Source organism: Gilliamella sp. ESL0232, from assembly GCF_013346885.1.
GTDB classification, from domain to species: domain Bacteria; phylum Pseudomonadota; class Gammaproteobacteria; order Enterobacterales; family Orbaceae; genus Gilliamella; species Gilliamella bombi.
The window spans coordinates 111168-125914 of the sequence record NZ_JAAEDW010000004.1 but is presented as its reverse complement, the minus strand read 5'-3'; the positions used below and the strand labels follow the sequence as shown (position 1 = coordinate 125914).

Annotated in this window: 12 protein-coding genes; all 12 read left to right on the top strand. The window is 33.7% G+C overall.

What is annotated here, in order from left to right; genetic code table 11:
- Nucleotides 1-4 precede the first annotated feature (4 nt).
- Nucleotides 5-1276, top strand: a complete 1272-nt coding sequence (gene folC, locus GYW75_RS05995; RefSeq protein ID WP_065590329.1) for a bifunctional tetrahydrofolate synthase/dihydrofolate synthase — start codon at nucleotides 5-7, stop codon at nucleotides 1274-1276.
- Nucleotides 1277-1288: 12 nt separating this feature from the next.
- Nucleotides 1289-1864, top strand: coding sequence for an SPOR domain-containing protein (locus tag GYW75_RS05990; protein ID WP_174798765.1), 576 nt, complete (start codon nucleotides 1289-1291; stop codon nucleotides 1862-1864).
- 68 nt (nucleotides 1865-1932) lie between these two features.
- A complete protein-coding gene (locus GYW75_RS05985; protein ID WP_085165571.1) occupies nucleotides 1933-2418 on the top strand; it encodes a CvpA family protein in 486 nt (161 codons plus the stop codon).
- A gap of 18 nt (nucleotides 2419-2436) precedes the next feature.
- A complete protein-coding gene (gene purF, locus GYW75_RS05980; protein WP_065590331.1) occupies nucleotides 2437-3951 on the top strand; it encodes an amidophosphoribosyltransferase in 1515 nt (504 codons plus the stop codon).
- A 460-nt stretch (nucleotides 3952-4411) separates the two neighbouring features.
- Nucleotides 4412-7105, top strand: a complete 2694-nt coding sequence (locus GYW75_RS05975; RefSeq protein ID WP_174798764.1) for an inverse autotransporter beta domain-containing protein — start codon at nucleotides 4412-4414, stop codon at nucleotides 7103-7105.
- 116 nt (nucleotides 7106-7221) lie between these two features.
- Nucleotides 7222-8253, top strand: coding sequence for a hypothetical protein (locus tag GYW75_RS05970; RefSeq protein ID WP_174798763.1), 1032 nt, complete (start codon nucleotides 7222-7224; stop codon nucleotides 8251-8253).
- 143 nt (nucleotides 8254-8396) lie between these two features.
- Nucleotides 8397-8603, top strand: coding sequence for a YheU family protein (locus tag GYW75_RS05965; RefSeq protein WP_065575078.1), 207 nt, complete (start codon nucleotides 8397-8399; stop codon nucleotides 8601-8603).
- An 85-nt stretch (nucleotides 8604-8688) separates the two neighbouring features.
- The gene (gene crp, locus GYW75_RS05960) at nucleotides 8689-9318 is read left to right on the top strand and encodes a cAMP-activated global transcriptional regulator CRP (protein ID WP_034910269.1); all 630 of its coding nucleotides are present in this window, start codon (nucleotides 8689-8691) and stop codon (nucleotides 9316-9318) included.
- Nucleotides 9319-9370: 52 nt separating this feature from the next.
- Nucleotides 9371-10102: an isoprenyl transferase gene (locus GYW75_RS05955; protein WP_218059337.1), complete on the top strand. Its 732-nt coding sequence runs from the start codon at nucleotides 9371-9373 to the stop codon at nucleotides 10100-10102.
- On the top strand, nucleotides 10096-10938 hold the full coding sequence (locus GYW75_RS05950) for a CDP-archaeol synthase (RefSeq protein WP_065590335.1): 843 nt from the start codon (nucleotides 10096-10098) through the stop codon (nucleotides 10936-10938). The genes GYW75_RS05955 and GYW75_RS05950 overlap by 7 nt, the downstream gene beginning before the upstream one ends.
- Nucleotides 10939-10951: 13 nt before the next feature.
- On the top strand, nucleotides 10952-12271 hold the full coding sequence (rseP, locus tag GYW75_RS05945) for an RIP metalloprotease RseP (protein WP_342366989.1): 1320 nt from the start codon (nucleotides 10952-10954) through the stop codon (nucleotides 12269-12271).
- A 25-nt stretch (nucleotides 12272-12296) separates the two neighbouring features.
- On the top strand, nucleotides 12297-14720 hold the full coding sequence (gene bamA, locus GYW75_RS05940; protein WP_174798761.1) for an outer membrane protein assembly factor BamA: 2424 nt from the start codon (nucleotides 12297-12299) through the stop codon (nucleotides 14718-14720).
- Nucleotides 14721-14747 lie beyond the last annotated feature (27 nt).

Below are 14747 nucleotides of genomic sequence, written 5' to 3'. Positions count from 1 at the left end.
GAGTATGACAAATAACCAACTGAATGCCATGTCAGATCTAAAGACATGGCTTTATTATTTAGAACAACTACATCCTATAACTATTGACTTAGGTTTAGAACGAGTAAAAGCTGTAGCTCAGCGCCTAGATTTATTACAACCAGCGCCTTATATTTTTACCGTTGCTGGCACTAATGGCAAAGGAACAACTTGTCGAACGCTTGAAATGATATTACTTGAAGCGAATTTAAAAGTTGGTGTTTATAGCTCTCCCCATTTATTACGTTTTACTGAACGGGTACGTATTAATAATCAAGAATCAAGTGAACAACAAACCGTAAAAGCCTTTGTAGAAATAGAACAAGCCAGAGGTGATATATCGCTTACCTATTTTGAATATGCAACACTTGCTGCACTTTATCAATTTAAACAAGCAAAATTAGATGTAGTTATATTAGAAGTTGGTCTTGGTGGGCGACTTGATGCAACTAATATCGTTGATGCTGATGTGGCAGTTATTACAACTATTGGTATTGATCATGTTGATTATTTAGGTGATACCCGTGAAAGTATCGGACGTGAAAAAGCAGGCATTTTTAAACCTAAAAGTATTGCTATTGTTGGTGAGCCAGATGTACCAGCATCTATTTTAAATGTGGCTAAATCTGTGAATTGCTCTATTTATAGGGTAAATTGTGATTGGCGTTACCAACAACTTAATAAAGATTTATGGTCATTTGAATCGGCAATAAGACAGTATAAAAATTTACCTATTGCCAATGTTCCTTTAGCTAATGCAGCAACTGCAATTGCAGCTATAAGTTATTCATCACTTAAAATAACACAAGATGAAATAACTAAAGGATTGGCAAAATCAAATTTAATCGGGCGTTTTCAAATTATTCAAACATCGCCACTGGTTATTCTTGATGTAGCACATAACCCACATGCAGCAGCTTATTTAACACAACAATTAGAAAAACTAAAAGCAGAATATTTGCAAGTAGGCAAAGTTAGATTTGTTGTTGGTATGCTTAAGGATAAAGATATTAAAAGTACCTTATCCATCTTAAAAGGTGATAGATGGTATTGTGCTTCACTTTATGGTGAACGAGGTTGTAGTGCTGAAGTATTAAAACAGCACTTATTTAATGAAGGTGAGTTTAATGTATCAGCATTTGATACTGTATCTAAAGCCTATCAAAAGGCAATGCAAGATGCTAAAGAAGATGATATCATCGTGGTATGTGGCTCATTTCATACTGTATCGGATGTGTTAACTGAAATTGAGCATTAAGTGGAATTAGTCATGGTAGACAATCAAGAAAATAATCCCAATAGAGTAAGAAATTGCCTTGTAGGTTTTGCTACATTACTACTTATTATTGCAGCAATAGTCCCGTGGATTATAACGGATAAACCTAACTTACGAACGACAACAACACCAATTTTGCAACCTGAAGTGGTTACGCAGCAAAATCAAGTGGTAGTACCATCTGATGATGTTGATGACAATTTTACCCATAATATATCAGATGTTCCTTACCTATCTGGCTCAGATCAAGATCTAAATTCATCAGCTTCATCTGATATTGTTGATGATACTGACGATTCAACAAATATAATTCAACCTTCAATGTCACAGCAAGAATCTAAACCTTATATGATCCAACTTACGGCTTTAAAAAATAAACAAAAAATAGAAGAGTTAATTGCATTATTACGATTAAATAATTATAGCGTTAGAACAATACCTGATAACCCAGAACCTAATCAGTTAATTAAGTTACAGGTTGGCCCTTATGCTAAAAAAGAGCAAGCTGAACAAGTCATTATTAATTTAAATAACCTAACAAAATTAGAAGGTATTATTATTACTAATTGACCGTTGTGCTACTTGTTTTTAAGTTGTAAAGAATAATTATTATTAATAAAAAGTTGTGAGTTATTATGATGAACTGGGCTGATTTTACGATTATTGGTGTAATTGCTTTTTCTGCATTAATTAGCGTTGTTCGAGGTTTTGTTCGAGAAGCGTTATCATTAGTTAGCTGGATATTAGCTTTTTTTATTTCCAGTCAATTTTATATTTATATTACTGATTATTTAACTTATTTTGATAGTGATGTTATACGTATTGCTGTAGCAATTGTTATTTTATTTATTGCTACCTTATTGGTTTGTTCGATTGTGTCTTATGTTATTGGACAATTATTAAAAAAAACGGGATTATCTGGTACTGATCGTTTATTAGGTATCTGTTTTGGTGTATTACGAGGCGTTTTAGTTGTTGCAGCTATTCTTTTTTTAGTTGATACTTTTACGCCGTTATCACAATCACCTTACTGGATTCAATCTCAGCTAATCCCGCATTTTAGTTTTATTATTCGCTGGTTTTTTGATTTTATACAACAGTCTTCTTCGTTTTTAATACAATAAATTTGGGGTAACCATAGTATGTGTGGTGTTGTTGGTATTGTTGGGAATAGTTCTGTTAATCAATCTATTTATGATGCATTGACTGTTTTGCAACATCGAGGGCAAGATGCAGCAGGTATTGTGACTATCGATAATCAAAATCGATTTCGTTTACGCAAAGCGAATGGTTTAGTCAAAGATGTGTTTCAAGAGCATCATATGCAACGGTTGCAAGGTAATTTGGGCATAGGACATATTCGTTATCCTACCGCAGGTAGCTCAAGCCCATCCGAAGCGCAACCTTTTTATGTCAATTCACCTTATGGTATTGCGCTTGCTCATAATGGAAATTTAACCAATACTGATCAGTTGCGTAATAAAGTGTTCGAACTTGCAAGGCGTCATATTAATACCAATTCCGACTCAGAGGTGCTACTCAATATTCTTGCTAATGAACTTGACAAATTTCCCACCTATCCACTAACTGCCGACAATATTTTTACAGCAATACATAATGTTCATAACATAATTAAAGGCGCATATGCCTGTGTTGCAATGATTATTGGGCATGGTCTTGTTGCTTTTCGTGATCCTTATGGAATACGGCCATTAGTTATTGGTAAACGGGTACTTGAGAATCAGAAAATTGAGTACATGGTTGCCTCTGAAAGTGTAGCATTAGATATTCTCGATTTTGAGTTTATACGTGATGTCGAACCAGGTGAGGCAATTTATATTACTCAAGATGGACAATTATATTCTCAGCAATGTTCGGATAACCCTCAATATTATCCATGTATTTTTGAATATGTTTATTTTGCAAGACCTGATTCTTTAATGAATGGTGTCTCAGTTTATCAATCACGTATTCAAATGGGGCAAAAATTGGGGGCTAAAATAGCAAGAGAATGGAAAGATGTTGATATTGATGTAGTCATCCCTATTCCCGAAACATCTTGTGATGCCGCTCTTGAAATTGCACGTATTTTAAATAAACCTTACCGGCAAGGGTTTGTTAAAAATCGCTATGTTGGACGCACCTTTATTATGCCAGGGCAAAGCGCACGTAAATTGTCTGTAAGACGAAAACTCAATGCTAACCGTATTGAATTTGAAGGTAAAAATGTCTTATTAGTTGATGATTCGATTGTACGAGGAACAACCTCAAAAGAAATTCTCGAAATGGTACGTTCTGTTGGAGCTAAAAAAGTCTATTTAGCGTCTGCTGCGCCAGAAATCAGGCATCCAAATGTTTATGGGATAGATATGCCGGTTGCCCGTGAACTTATTGCTTATAACCGAACAGTTGATGAAATAGCAAAAAATATCGGTGCTGATAAGGTTATATTTCAAGATTTATCTGATTTAATTAATTCAATTACAGAACAAAACTCCAACATTCATCATTTAGAGTGTTCTGTTTTTGATGGAAAATATGTTACTGAAGGAATTGATGATAGCTATTTATCATTATTAGAACAGAAAAGAAATGAAACTAAAAAATCTTCAGACATTAAAGAATCAGAAAACCTAGAGATTTATAATGAAGGTTAATAAATTGTGAAAATATAAAATACAATATAAAGGCCTAAAATTATCAATTAGGTCTTTTTTTATTTAGAGAATAATTTTATAATTTATTTAGCTAGTTACCTACAATAAATTCTTTAATATCAAAAGAAATAGCAATTCCTCACTACTCAACTAGATCTACATCCACTATTAAATTTACAAAACTTTACAAATCTTAATAAATCTTTACTTAATAAATTGAATAATAATGATAAATAAAAAATATATAAAAAACTCAACAAAAAACATAACAAAAAAGTAATAAATTATTTTGATAAATGACATTTTTGTAATAGAATTGCAAAAATTAAAAAATAGTTGTAAAAATCTAAATAGTAAAAGTTAATAAGAAATAATTATATTGCTATTTAAAATTAGAAATTGATATTGGCAATAGATTTCATATTATGCGCTTTATCGGTGAAATATAAGGAATATTAAGATGAGAAAGAATCTTAATTTAACGATTATCTCTGCATTTGTAATAGCTACATTAGGATGGCAATCTGCTTTTGCTTCTGAAACTCAAGTGTCGCAAGGTCCTATAGATAGTAATAAAATAATTGAGTTAAAAGATGGTACGAAAGCTCGTGAGATGCTTAACAATCAGCAACGTAGTCTTTATCAAATTGCACTTTTAAGTAGCATCTCTATTTCAGAATTACGTGCAATGAATGCGGGGCGTTTTGATAAAAAAGATGTTGTTGAGATCGGTGAGCGTATCGTTCTGCCAGAGAATTCACCATTGTTACCTGCAATTAAATTAAACGATGATAAAAAAGATGAACACGCCAATTTGCCTCAATTAGGATCAGATGATAATTACGATGTAAAAAAGGATAAAGACGCACTATCAACTCAAATAGCTTCAACATTACAAACTTTAGCTAGCCAAGACTGGAAACAAATAACTTCGCCAGACAATGGTGGTCTATCCCAACATTTAAAAAACAAGGGTAAAGATTACGCAGAAAGTTATGTACGAAATGGGGTTAAAAACCAAGTTGTTGATCCAGTACGTAATGCTGTACAGGATTTTTTAGGTCGTTTTGGTACTGCTCAGTTACAATTTGATTTAAGTGATAAAGGCGAATTTAACAATGTCAATTTGAAGTTATTTAGCCCATGGTATGACACAGAAGATACATTAATATTTAGCCAAATATCATTTCAGGAATATGAACACAACCGTCGAATAGGTAACTTTGGTATTGGTCAACGTTGGGATGTTGCTGATAAAAAATGGTTACTTGGTTATAACGTATTTTTTGACCATGATTTCCAGCGTGCACACAATCGTTTAGGTATTGGTGCCGAAGCTTGGACTGATTATATGAAATTTGCTGCTAACTATTATCATCCGTTATCAGACTGGAAAGATTCTAAAGATTTTGATGATTATTTAGAACGAGCAGCAAGAGGCTTTGATGTTCGATTCCAAGGATATTTACCACAATATCCACATTTGGGCGGATCACTGATGTATGAACAATACTATGGTGATAAAGTTGCTTTATTTGGTAAAGATAATTTACAAAAAGACCCGCGAGCAATTACTGTCGGTCTTGATTATACACCAGTTCCACTTTTCACTATTAAGGCTGAGCATAAACGAGGTCAAGACAATAAAAAGGCAACTAAAGCTGAACTTACAATGAACTATCGTATAGGTACACCGTTAAAAGATCAGTTAGATCCAGATATGGTTCAATCTGCTCGTTCTTTAAAAGGTAGCCGTTATGATTTAGTTGATCGTAATAACTATATCGTTCTTGAATATAAAGAAAAGAAAATATCGGTCGATTTAGGGCTTGAGCAAACTCAGTTAATCGAAGGACAAGCCTATCCGCTAAATATCAGTGTTCACAATGCTAAGAACTTATCAAGTTTAGTATGGTCTGGTGATATGCTTGAAATTGACGCTGGAGGTGGTTTTTTATGTATTGCTACAGGTGAATGTACCGCTTCTTCATGGCTTAATCCACCAGCCGATGTGAATAATTGGCAAATTGTTGCTCCTAGTTATGTTGATCAAGATGGTCAGCGTCGCCCAGTTAGTACAAATGGCAAATATTCTTTATCAGTATCAGTCACTGATAGCCGAGGAAAATCTGCAACATCTAATGCTGTAAGTTTTGAAGTGTTACCAGACCCAGCAATGCGTAAAATTGGTGTATGGGCAGTAGATAGTTCAGGTAACAAAACAACGTTGGCGACTCAGCCTGCAAATGGCTCAAGTAGTTTGACCGTGTTAGCAACTCTCGTTAAACCGAAGGTAAATAATGGTTCAATCAACTCTTTTCAAGATGTAGATGGTTTTAGTGATAGTGAACTAATGGATAGTATACCAGTAACATTTAACGAATTTGTCGGATTGTGGACTGCAACCAGTAATGGCGAAAAAATTGCTTTAATCAATGGTACATCAGGTAATGTAAATGAATGTCCAGAGCAGAAACCTTGTGTTATTGTAAAATCATTTGAAAAAGTAGCAAAAGGTCAAAAAGTATCATCTCGTGCTTCAACTGCGGCTGGTTTAGAAGTAATTGGTGATAGTTATGCAATAGATGTAGCTTCAAATATTGAAGGACTGATTGATTTTTCAATTTCGTTAGATCAGTATGGTTTTGGTTCGTCATTCAATAGAGCCTCTGTTGATTTTTCTGGTGGTAGATCGGGGTATATAGAGGTTTGGAATAAATCTGGAACATTAGTTGCTAAGAGCTCAGGTTCTGTACTTGAATTTGACCCTGCTGGGCCAAACGAATGGCGTGTTGGTAATGAATACCTTGTTAAAGCATTTACATCTGAAAATGGTACCCAAATTGTTGAACCGTATGTAATTTGGTCATTGGTAGGTTCAAATGCAAGTGCTTGTCCTAATAATGAGACTTTATTACCAAATGACGCTAGGAATCATCCTAATGGACCGTGGTTTAACGTTGCTTTGGGACGAGATGCTCACTATATAATAAGAGGTAAAACGGCTAACAATTATAGTTATGCTTCATCTGGCACAAGTATACCAGCGTCTGGTGAGACAGCTCCAGAGAATTTAGATTTAACATCACAGCATGTTTCTACCCCTGCGTGTGCTGGCGATCAAGGATTTAAATTGCAAGTGACCGTTTTATAATAGATAAAAGTTTAGATTATCGACGTAAGTCGATAATCAAGAAGGGAACACCAACAAAATGGTGTATTTATATAAATACAACATGTTAATTTATAGAGAAAAATAGGAAGTTAAACATGAAAAATTTTACAATTAAAAAAGTTGCATTAGGCTTATTTTTAGCTGGTTATGCAGCAAGCAGTGCATTTGCTTTAGATGCAACTACTAATAAGGTGATTAATGGTAATGCACCAATATTGAAAGCTGTAAATGGTACAAAAGCAGAACATACTTTGACTGTTGTTGTATCTCAAAATGAAGATGGTAGTACACCAATCGGTAATCGAGTAGCTAAAGTAGGTGACTATGTCGTTATTAAATTTAATCTAGAAGATGCAGATGGCGATAATGATACTGGAAAAATCAAAGACACATTAAAAGTTTTTGCAAAAAAAACTAATGGTTGGGAGGCTATGAGTGTTCAGGCGACTGAAGACCATAGTGATGCAATAGCTCGTATATCTTTTAAAATAACTAGTGATTTCGCAGGCGCAGAAAAAATTGGTTTTAAACTTTTAGAAAGAACTGACTTTGGTATTCCTTATACCAATAAATGGTTAGAAGTAAATGATATTTGGGCAACAGGTACTCCTAATACTGCTCCAGTAGATCCTAATAACCCAGAAAACCCTCCAAGTAATCCAACTGATTCAGATAATCCAATTTCTGATGATAATCAGGTAAATAATCCCCATGGTCCAGGTGGTGATAATACAGGTATTGGTAATGGTCCAATTATAACTGATGATGCTGAAATTGGTATTTTCCTAGTCAAAGATGATGGTACTCCAAACAAAGATGTTAACTATAAGTTAAGTTCAGCTCCTGAACCTAAATATGGTCAGACATTCCAAGCTATCGTGTGGATTGATAGCGATCTTACAAATGGTGTAATGGATAGTGGTGCAGTTGAATTAACTGGTTATAATTTTGTCTGGACTCTAGATGGTGAATATAAAGGCAAGTCAGCAAATACAGAAGAAATAGCAAGTGGTGATACTATTACCTTAGCTACGACTAATAGTGATACCATGTACAATAAAGGTACCCCGAACCCGAACTACTATGCTGGTGGTCAAGGTTATCACCTTAAAGTTACAACTAACTAATTTTAAATTTGATTATATTTATAAGTGTAAAAAACCACTCTTTGGAGTGGTTTTTTATTTAATATACGCATAACTTAGTGATGCTTTATATTATTTAAATGTTGTTATAAAATAACTAGAAATCTAATTTACTATCATCAAATATGATTATTCCTTGGCAAAATCTTGATCCACAAACATTAAATAACCTAATTGAATATTTTGTATTACGTGAAGGCACTGACTACGGTTTACAAGAAAAATCACTCCAAGAAAAAGTTAATGATGTTAAACTTCAATTAGAGAATGGTTCGGCAGCACTTTTTTGGTCTCAATTACATGAAACAATTGATATTAAACTAATTAAATAGCAGTTAAAATGATTGTTTGTATATGATTTAGTGCGTAACTTTGTTATAGTGTTAGTGTTGTAAATAAAATGGAGAGGTAGGATTAATGATTGGTAAACAACAGTCGGATACAACGTTAGAATGGTTTTTATCTCATTGCCATATTCATAAATATCCAGCTAAGAGTACCCTTATACATCAAGGCGAAAAAGCAGAAACTCTCTATTATATTTTGAAAGGCTCTGTTGCGGTATTGATTAAAGATGATGAAGGCAACGAAATGATTTTGTCTTACTTAAATCAAAATCAGTTTTTAGGCGAATTAGGTCTTTTTGAAGAAGACACAGAGCGAAGCGCTTGGGTTAAAGCTAAAACAAGTTGTGAAGTAGCCGAAATTTCATACAAAAAATTTAAGCAACTTGTTCAAGTTAATCCTGATATTTTAATGCGTCTTGCCAGTCAAATGGCTAGCCGATTACAAGTAACATCTGAAAAAGTTAGTAATTTAGCATTTTTAGATGTTGCAGGGCGTATAGCACAAACACTTCTAAATCTTGCTAAACAACCCGATGCAATGACACACCCTGATGGTATGCAAATCAAAATTACGCGTCAAGAAATAGGTCAAATTGTTGGCTGTTCGCGTGAAACAGTTGGTCGAATTTTAAAAATGCTTGAAGATCAACATTTGATTTCTGCACATGGTAAAACAATTGTAGTTTATGGTACGCGTTAATTGGACAAAATAATATAATTAATATAATGATTGCGACAATATGAGATATTGCATGACACAAGAAAGATCTATTCCTAGTCATGTGGCTATAATTATGGATGGTAATGGTCGCTGGGCACAGCAACATAATCAGTTACGAGTTATTGGTCATCGAGCAGGCTTGAAAGCAGTTCGAAAAATTGTAGCTTATGCGGCAAAAATAAAGATAAAAGTCCTTACTTTATATGCTTTTAGTAGTGAAAATTGGAAACGTCCACACAATGAAGTTTCTGCCCTAATTTCCCTTTTTATTTATGCATTAAATCGTGAGATAAAAAGTTTAAATAAAAATAATGTTCGTTTGAATATTATTGGTGATATTTCTCGCTTTAGTGAACATTTACAAAATATGATTATTCATGCGCAAAATTTAACGAAAAACAATTCTGGACTAGTACTAAATATTGCAGCTAACTATGGCGGACGTTGGGATATTTTGCAGTCAGCAAAAAAAATTGCTATGCAAGTTACTAACGGAGAAATCAGTTTAGATGATATTACTGAGGATCGTTTTGGCTCAACAATGTGTATGAGCGAATTTCCTGAAGTGGATTTAGTTATTCGTACTGGCGGAGAATATCGAATTAGTAATTTTTTGTTATGGCAAATTGCTTATTCTGAACTCTATTTTACCAATACCTTATGGCCTGATTTTAATCAATCTTTATTCGATGAAGCAATCAATGCATTTAATGCCAGAGAACGACGCTTTGGTGGTATTCATAATAAGGAGCATTCATGTTAATCCATCGCATACTTGCTGCAATTGTGCTTATTCCGCTTGTGGTAGCAGTTCTTTTTTTTGTTCCATTACCCGTGTTTTCTTTCACTATTATTCTGGTTTGTGGATTAGCCGCATGGGAGTGGACTCAGTTTCTTCATATTAGAAAAAAATATTTAAAATTAATTTTTTCTTTTTCAACAGTTATTTTATTGGGCATACTTTATTTGGTTCCGGATTCTATTGAATTTAAAATGAATTTATATAGTATAATTTTATTTTTATCAATCATATGGTGGTTAACTGCTTTGTTTTTAGTAAGTAGCTATCCAACCACGACAAAGTATTGGTGTAATTCAATCTTTATAAAGTTACTATTTGCTTTTTTTACGCTAGCACCGTTCTTTATTAGTATGGTCGAATTAAGAGCAATTAACTACAATTCTAATTCTTATACGGGTGCAATTTGGTTGCTTTACGTCTTTGTGCTAGTATGGGCGACAGATACTGGAGCTTATTTTGTTGGGCGATCATTTGGTAAACGAAAATTAGCGGCAAAAGTATCCCCGGGTAAAACTATAGAAGGATTCATAGGCGGTATTAGTGTAGCAATTGCAATTAGTTTAATTGCTTACATACTTAACATGTTTGACATGACTTTCAGTACATTTTTTATTAGCTCTTTGTTAGCGATTTTAGTTTCGGTTTTAGGTGATTTAACTGAAAGTATGTTTAAGCGTGAAGCAAATATTAAAGATAGTGGTCACTTAATTCCTGGTCATGGTGGAATTTTAGATCGCATTGATAGCTTAACTGCTGCCGTTCCTGTTTTTGCTACATTAGCTTTTTACTTATTATAAAAGGTAATAGATTTTGTTGTGGTCGCTGTTATTGTTTGTTATTACCATGAGTATATTAGTTACTATTCATGAGTTTGGACATTTTTGTGTTGCTCGTTTGTGCAAGGTTCAAGTTGAATGTTTCTCAATTGGTTTTGGTAAAAAAATATGGTCTCATAAATTTTTAAGCGGAACCGAATTGGTAATTGCTATGATTCCGCTTGGTGGTTATGTTAAAATGCTCGACGGTAGAGCAACAACATTATCAAGCGATAACGAAAACTTTGCATTTGATAGAAAAAAAATTTGGCAAAGAACTGCAATTATTTTTGCTGGTCCATTTGCTAATTTTATATTAGCCTTAATTATCTATTGGATCATTTTTTTGATGGGTGTAGTTGTTTATCCTGTTAAAATAAAAGAAGTTATACCTAATACACCAGCTTCTACAGTAATAATACCAGCTGGTGCAGAATTGAAAACTATTGATAATATAAAAGTAGAAACATGGAATGACGTAAATTTAGCCTTAATTGCGGCAATGGGAAAAGCTAATGTGTCTTTTTCTTATATCGATAGCTTTGGTGATGATAACCAGAAAGAAGTTAAAAAAAATGTAGATATCAGTAATTGGCATTTTGATATAGAAAAGGATTCGACAATTACCGCATTTGGTTTTGTTCCTGAGAAGGTGAAAGTTTATCCAATTGTGAGTAAAATTGTATCGGGTTCGGCTGCTGAGAAAGCAGGTCTGCGTGTTGGGGATAAAATTATTGGTTATAATGATCACTCATACGTTGATTGGAATGATTTTTCCAATACAATTAAAACAGCTCAAGCAATGATGTTAAAGGTTAATCGAGGAAATATAGATATTTATCTTAAACTCGTGCCAACTATTGGAATAGATGGAAAAGGTGTCGCTGGTTTGTATCCCAAGTCTGATGCAAGAATTATGCAGTATGGTTTTTTAGAAAGTTTTAATAAAGGTATGGCGCAAACAGTGTTAACCACGAAGTTAACGATTCGTTCGCTTTATCAATTAGTAACAGGTGTTATTGGTCTAAAACATTTGTCTGGACCAATAACAATAGCAAAAAGCGCAGGGCAAACAGCAAGTTATGGTTTTACCTCTTACTTATATTTTCTAGCTTTTATTAGTATAAGTTTGGGCGTTATCAATCTTGTTCCATTACCTATGTTAGATGGCGGGCACCTTGTTTTTTTATTATTTGAAAAGATAAAAGGTAAAGCCTTATCAAATGAAGTACAAGAACGATTTTCTCGTATTGGCTTTTTTTTATTGATGGTAATAATGGGAATTGCACTATTTAATGATATTTTACGATTGTGATGGGATGAGGTTATAAACATTTACGATGAAAATAAATAAATTACTTATAGCATCTTTGTTGTTTAGTACTACAGCAGTATATAGTTCCAATGCATTTTGTGTTGATGATTTTGTAGTAAAAGACATCAAATTTGAAGGTTTGCAACGTGTTACTGTTGGAGCAGCATTACTTGAAATGCCTATTCAAGTCGGTGATTATGTTAATGAAGCTGATTTAGGCCGTATCATTAAATCACTATATTCTAGTGGAAACTTTGATAATATTACCGTTTCTCGTGATGGTGATAGGTTAATTGTTCATGTTCAAGAACGCCCTACTATTGCTAGCATAACTTTTTCTGGTAATAAGTCTGTTAAAGATGAGATGCTGAAAAAAAACCTAGATAGTTCAGGTATTCGTGAAGGTGAAGCATTAGATCGTACTATGCTTTCTGGTATAGAAAAAGGCTTAGAAGATTTTTACTATAGTGTTGGTAAATATAATGCTCAAATCAAAGCTGTTGTAACTCCGTTGTCACGTAATCGTGTTGATTTAAAATTAGTTGTAGCTGAAGGTAAATCGGCACTAATTGATCAGATTAATATTGTTGGTGCTAAAGCTTTTTCATCTGAAGAACTTATTTCGCGTTTTACTTTGCGTGATGAAGTACCTTGGTGGAATATGTTTGGAGATCGCAAATATCAAAAACAAAAATTGGCAGCAGATTTAGATGAATTACAAAGTTTTTATTTAAATCGTGGTTATGCTCGTTTTAACATTGAGTCAACGCAAGTTAGTTTAACGCCAGACAAAAAAGGCATATACGTTACAGTTAATATTCATGAAGGTGAACAGTATAAGTTATCTCAACTTGAATTTATGGGTAATTTTGCTGGCCATAAAGGCGAGATTTCCAAAATTGCTAATGAAAAAGTAAAAGTTGGTGAACTTTATAATGGTAAAAAAATTACTGAAATTGAAGATGGCGTTAAGCGTCTACTTGCTAATTTCGGTTATGCGTACCCTAGAGTATCAATTCAGCCTGAAATGGATGATGTCGCACATACGGTTAAATTAGTTGTTCTTGTTGATGTGGGTGAACGTTTTTATGTTCGTAAAATTAAAATAGTTGGCAATACTGTAACCAGCGAAAGTGTAATTCGCCGTGAGCTTCGACAAATGGAGGGGGCTTGGTTAAGTAATGGATTAGTTGAATTAGGTAAAGAACGTTTAAACCGACTTGGATTTTTTGATACTGTTGAAGCTAATACTGAACGTGTGCCTGGTATTGATGATCAAGTTGATATTATTTATAAAGTTGCTGAACGTAATACCGGTAGTATCAAATTTGGTATTGGTGTTGGTTCTGATAGTGGTGTTAGTTTCAATGCCGGTATTTCTCAAGATAACTGGTTGGGAACAGGTAACAGTGTCTCATTTGATGTTAACACAACTGATACAGATAAAACTGCATCTATTTCTATCGTTGATCCTTATTTTACTGTTGATGGTGTAAGTTTAGGGGGTAGTATTTATTATAATACCTATAAAAATGACGATAAAGATGATGAATCAGAATATTCAAGTAAGACTTGGGGCGCATCAGCTAATTTAGGATTCCCAATTAGTGAAAATAATTTTGTTCGTTTTGGTTCTGAATTTGCTAACCATAAGTTATCTGGTATGCAAGCGCAATATGGAATGTGGCGTTATTTCAACTCTATGGGTGAAAAAGTGAACAATAAAAGTTCTATTTCATTTGATACTAATGATTTATTGTTAAATGCTTATTGGACATATAACTCTTTAGATCGTGGATTTTTCCCTACTGATGGACTTAAAATAACAGCTAATGCTAAAGTTACAGCACCATTATTTGAAAATAGGTTCTATAAACTAGTCTCAGATGCGTCTTACTATTATCCTATTGACAATGACCATAACTGGATCTTTTTAACTCGTGCTCGATTAGGCTATGGTGGCGGTTTAGGTGGAAAAGAGTTACCTTTTTATGAAAACTTCTATGCTGGTGGTGCCTCTGTGCTACGTGGGTTTAAATCAAATACTGTAGGTCCTAAAGCGGTATATCTTAATAAAAGTGGAGTTTGCGATAGCTTAGATAATACATCTGGATGTACAAAATCAAAAGATGCTGTAGGTGGTAATGCTATAGCTTTTGCAAGTACAGAGCTAATACTTCCAACGCCATTTGCTAGCGAAAAATATGCTGATAATATTAGAACATCACTATTTTTCGATGCAGGTACTGTATGGGATACTGAATGGAATTTAAAAGGAAAAAATATCCCTGATTATAGTTCCCCATCGGATATTAGGATGTCTGCTGGGCTTGCTGTGCAATGGATGTCTCCATTAGGTCCTTTAGTCTTTTCTTATGCTCAACCGTTTAAGAAATATGATGGTGATTCAACTCAACAGTTTCAATTTAATATAGGTTCTACATGGTAATTCCATGTTATAAAATAGAAAACAAAT